Raw genomic sequence first — 2,275 nt, 5'->3', positions numbered from 1 at the left:
CGACGGTGTTCTGGGTCTGGGTGGTCATGACAGTGCCTCCGCGAGCGGTGGGGGAGTGGCGGTGGGCGTGGGAATTCCGGCCGGGGCGGCGGTGGCGCGGCGGGCGGTCATCAGGCCGTGCTTGAGGTTCTTGGCGACCATCCAGACGTTGACCGGGTAGGCGACGAAGAAGCCGACGATCACGCCGAGGGACATCACGGCCCAGAACTGCGGGGTCAGCGGGTCCATCGCCCGCATGTCCCGACCCATCATCAACAAGATCATGACGGGGAACATGCCGGCGGCCATCATGTTCATCGACAGCCACTCGGGCACCCAGGCGCCGCGCAGGGCCGCGCGGTAGGAGCCGCCCATCATGTCCTTCATGAACAGGGCCTGGAAGACGAGCAGGCCGAAGCCGAACCCGGCGACGTACTCGACGAGCAGGTCGAGCCACATCGGCAGGCCGAGCACGGAGGTGATCACGGCCGCGGCGACGATGCCGGTGGCGTCGCCGGCGATGCAGTGCACGGTGGAGCCGATGCCCTGCTTCCACAGCGGCCGGATGAAGCGTTCGTGCTCGCCGGGGCGGGGTTCCTTGTCGGTGAGGACGTAGAGGGCGGCGGCGATCGGCCCCATGTAGACGGTGATCAGCACCCAGCCCCACTTCATCACCGTCTCCTCCGGGTTGCCGGCGACGAAGTTGTCCCAGGCGACGTACGCGGTGGACAGGGCGGCGAGGGCGAACCAGGTCCACAGGACCGGCTCGGGGATGATCATGACCGTCCCCCGGGCACCCGGTGCCGGTCGCCGTCGTGGGGTACGCCGGCCGCCGTGAGCAGCAGCAGCTGGTCCGGTCCGGCCGGGTGGTCGGTGATCCGCCGGCAGGTCGGGCAGAAGAACAGACAGGTGCCGGTGCCACGGTTGGGCACGAGCAGCAGCTGATCGGGCCACAGGATTGTGGTGGTCGGGCAGTGGCGGCAGTGGACGCGGATTCCGGCCATCGTCGCCTCCTTTCTCCTCGGTCTGGTTGGACGAACCGACGATCGATCAGTGGCCTTGTCAGCCGCTGTCCACCCGCTGACCGCATTGGCACAGCGCCGCTGGTCTTGCCGGGAGTCGGATATCGAGGTGAGAATCGGGCAGCCGACAACCCGTCCCAAGGTGGGGAGGTCCGTGTGGAGTTCTGGGTGCTCGGGCCGCTGCAGGTCGTGGTGGACGGGTCGCCGGCCGTGCTGCGCGGCGCGGCGGAACGGGCGCTGCTGACCCGCCTGTTGCTGGACGCGGGACGGGTCGTCCCGGCGGAGCGCCTGATCGACGACCTGTGGGGTGAGGAGTTGCCCGCGAACGCTCTCAATGCCCTGCAGGGCAGGGTTTCCCGGCTGCGTCGGGCATTGCGGGGCATCGGTCTGCCGGAGTCGCTGGTGGTCTCCAGGCGCCCGGGATACCTGCTGGACGTCGACCGAGACGCCGTGGACCTTCATCGCTTCACCCGGCTGCTCGAGGAGGCCCGGCGCACGGCGGAGCACGGTGGGACCACGGCGGGACGGCAGTATGCCGCGGCGCTGGCGCTGTGGCAGGGTCCCGCCCTGGCGGAATTCGAACCGGAGCCGTGGGCCCGGGAACAGCGGCCCCGCCTGGAGGAGGTGCGGCTGGCCGCCGGGCAGCACGCCGAACTGGTCGGTGAGTTGACCGAACTGGTGGCCCGGCACCCACTGCGGGAACGCCTGCACGGCCAGCTGATGATCGCGTTGTACCGGTCCGGGCGGCAGGCCGAGGCCCTGGCCGCCTATCAGTCGGCCCGACAGACCCTCGGCGACGAGCTGGGCTTGGACCCTTCCCCCGAATTGCGGGAGCTGGAGCAGGCGATGCTCCGCCAGGACGCCGCGCTGGCCGCGCCGCCGCGTGCGCCGCGGGCCGAGCCGCCGCCCCTGGCGATGCGGCTCACGTCGTTCGTCGGCCGGGACCGCGAGCGCCTGGCGTTGCGCGAACTGCTCGGATCGCGGCGGCTGGTGACACTCACCGGGCCGGGCGGAGTGGGCAAGACCAGCCTCGCCCTGGACGTGGTCGCGGCCGATCTGGCCCCGGACGGGTCCTGGTTCGTCGGCCTGGCCGGCGTCGCGGACGCCGAGGGCCTGGGTCCCGCGGTGGCCGACGCGGTCGGCGCGCCGGCCGGGCCCGGATCCGCCCTGGACCGGGCCATCCGTCATCTGCATCGACGGGAGAGCCTGCTGGTGCTCGACAATTGCGAGCACCTCACCGAGGCGTTCGCGACGGTCGCGAACGGGTTACTGAC

At 71.1% G+C, this 2,275-nt stretch carries 2 protein-coding genes and 1 pseudogene; 1 reads left to right on the top strand and 2 read right to left on the bottom strand.

The genetic code is table 11. From position 1 onward, the window contains the following. Positions 1–99 precede the first annotated feature (99 nt). Together VF468_29640 and VF468_29635 are read right to left on the bottom strand one after the other, a co-directional pair. A pseudogene (locus VF468_29640) lies at positions 100–759 on the bottom strand (DUF4396 domain-containing protein). Then, positions 756–983 carry a hypothetical protein gene (locus VF468_29635; GenBank protein ID HEX5882449.1) on the bottom strand — a complete coding sequence of 76 codons (228 nt, stop codon included), beginning with the start codon at positions 981–983 and terminating at the stop codon, positions 756–758. Before VF468_29635 ends, VF468_29640 begins: the two are co-directional and overlap by 4 nt. A 174-nt stretch (positions 984–1,157) precedes the next feature. Here VF468_29635 and VF468_29630 point away from each other — a divergent pair. Then, a partial coding sequence (locus tag VF468_29630; GenBank protein HEX5882448.1) for a BTAD domain-containing putative transcriptional regulator occupies positions 1,158–2,275 on the top strand: 1,118 nt, incomplete at its 3' end.

It is taken from the genome of Actinomycetota bacterium, assembly GCA_036280995.1.
GTDB lineage: Bacteria > Actinomycetota > CALGFH01 > CALGFH01 > CALGFH01 > CALGFH01.
This window is presented reverse-complemented; position numbering and strand designations above follow the sequence as displayed.

Excerpts from the sequence above, each read along its gene's own strand:
- VF468_29635 (HEX5882449.1), bottom strand. The coding sequence starts at position 983 with ATGGCCGGAATCCGCGTCCACTGCCGCCACTGCCCGACCACCACAATC.